The organism is Streptomyces sp. NPDC056361 (assembly GCF_042262805.1).
Taxonomy (GTDB): Bacteria; Actinomycetota; Actinomycetes; order Streptomycetales; family Streptomycetaceae; genus Streptomyces.
In genome coordinates this window covers 1-2,500 of the sequence record NZ_JBHJQI010000274.1, presented here as the reverse complement: position 1 = coordinate 2,500, position 2,500 = coordinate 1, and the positions used below count along the sequence as shown (strand labels likewise).

Here is a 2,500-nt window from a genome sequence, read left to right as displayed (position 1 = left end):
GACATTCTATACGGAGTTACAAAGGAACGAGGTAGACGAAGCGACCTGGAAAGGTCCGTCGTAGAGGGTAACAACCCCGTAGTCGAAACTTCGTTCTCTCTTGAATGTATCCTGAGTACGGCGGAACACGTGAAATTCCGTCGGAATCTGGGAGGACCATCTCCCAAGGCTAAATACTCCCTAGTGATCGATAGTGAACCAGTACCGTGAGGGAAAGGTGAAAAGCACCCCGGAAGGGGAGTGAAAGAGATCCTGAAACCGTGTGCCTACAAATAGTCAGAGCCCGTTAATGGGTGATGGCGTGCCTTTTGTAGAATGAACCGGCGAGTTACGATCCCGTGCAAGGTTAAGCTGAAGAGGCGGAGCCGCAGCGAAAGCGAGTCTGAATAGGGCGTTTAGTACGTGGTCGTAGACCCGAAACCAGGTGATCTACCCATGTCCAGGGTGAAGTTCAGGTAACACTGAATGGAGGCCCGAACCCACGCACGTTGAAAAGTGCGGGGATGAGGTGTGGGTAGCGGAGAAATTCCAATCGAACCTGGAGATAGCTGGTTCTCCCCGAAATAGCTTTAGGGCTAGCCTTAAGTGTAAGAGTCTTGGAGGTAGAGCACTGATTGAACTAGGGGTCCTCATCGGATTACCGAATTCAGTCAAACTCCGAATGCCAATGACTTATCCTTAGGAGTCAGACTGCGAGTGATAAGATCCGTAGTCAAAAGGGAAACAGCCCAGACCGCCAGCTAAGGTCCCAAAGTATACGTTAAGTGGAAAAGGATGTGGAGTTGCTTAGACAACCAGGATGTTGGCTTAGAAGCAGCCACCATTTAAAGAGTGCGTAATAGCTCACTGGTCGAGTGACTCTGCGCCGAAAATGTACCGGGGCTAAACGTATCACCGAAGCTGTGGATGGACACCGTCTGGTGTCCGTGGTAGGAGAGCGTTCTAAGGGCTGAGAAGCTAGACCGTAAGGACTGGTGGAGCGCTTAGAAGTGAGAATGCCGGTATGAGTAGCGAAAGAGGGGTGAGAATCCCGTCCACCGAATGCCTAAGGTTTCCTGAGGAAGGCTCGTCCGCTCAGGGTTAGTCAGGACCTAAGCCGAGGCCGACAGGCGTAGGCGATGGACAACAGGTTGATATTCCTGTACCACCTCTTTATCGTTTGAGCAATGGAGGGACGCAGAAGGATAGAAGAAGCGTGCGATTGGTTGTGCACGTCCAAGCAGTTAGGCTGATAAGTAGGCAAATCCGCTTATCGTGAAGGCTGAGCTGTGATGGGGAAGCTCCTTATGGAGCGAAGTCTTTGATTCCCCGCTGCCAAGAAAAGCTTCTAGCGAGATAAAAGGTGCCCGTACCGCAAACCGACACAGGTAGGCGAGGAGAGAATCCTAAGGTGAGCGAGAGAACTCTCGTTAAGGAACTCGGCAAAATGACCCCGTAACTTCGGGAGAAGGGGTGCTCTGTTAGGGTGCAAGCCCGAGAGAGCCGCAGTGAATAGGCCCAGGCGACTGTTTAGCAAAAACACAGGTCTCTGCGAAGCCGTAAGGCGAAGTATAGGGGCTGACGCCTGCCCGGTGCTGGAAGGTTAAGAGGAGCGGTTAGCGTAAGCGAAGGTGCGAATTGAAGCCCCAGTAAACGGCGGCCGTAACTATAACGGTCCTAAGGTAGCGAAATTCCTTGTCGGGTAAGTTCCGACCCGCACGAAAGGTGTAACGATTTGGGCACTGTCTCAACCAGAGACTCGGTGAAATTATAGTACCTGTGAAGATGCAGGTTACCCGCGACAGGACGGAAAGACCCCGTGGAGCTTTACTGTAGCCTGATATTGAATTTTGGTACAGTTTGTACAGGATAGGCGGGAGCCATTGAAACCGGAGCGCTAGCTTCGGTGGAGGCGCTGGTGGGATACCGCCCTGACTGTATTGAAATTCTAACCTACGGGTCTTATCGACCCGGGAGACAGTGTCAGGTGGGCAGTTTGACTGGGGCGGTCGCCTCCTAAAATGTAACGGAGGCGCCCAAAGGTTCCCTCAGAATGGTTGGAAATCATTCGCAGAGTGTAAAGGCACAAGGGAGCTTGACTGCGAGACCTACAAGTCGAGCAGGGACGAAAGTCGGGCTTAGTGATCCGGTGGTTCCGCATGGAAGGGCCATCGCTCAACGGATAAAAGCTACCCCGGGGATAACAGGCTGATCTTCCCCAAGAGTCCACATCGACGGGGAGGTTTGGCACCTCGATGTCGGCTCATCGCATCCTGGGGCTGTAGTCGGTCCCAAGGGTTGGGCTGTTCGCCCATTAAAGCGGTACGCGAGCTGGGTTCAGAACGTCGTGAGACAGTTCGGTCCCTATCCGTCGTGGGCGTAGGAAATTTGAGAGGAGCTGTCCTTAGTACGAGAGGACCGGGATGGACGCACCGCTGGTGTACCAGTTGTTCTGCCAAGGGCATCGCTGGGTAGCTATGTGCGGACGGGATAAGTGCTGAAAGCATCTAAGCATGAAGCC

1 rRNA gene (cut by a window edge) is annotated in these 2,500 nt (G+C 53.1%); it reads left to right on the top strand.

What is annotated here, in order from left to right:
* Positions 1 to 2,500, top strand: a 23S ribosomal RNA gene (locus tag ACFCY7_RS39865); its annotated part reaches 303 nt to the left of the window's first position; the annotation flags it as partial.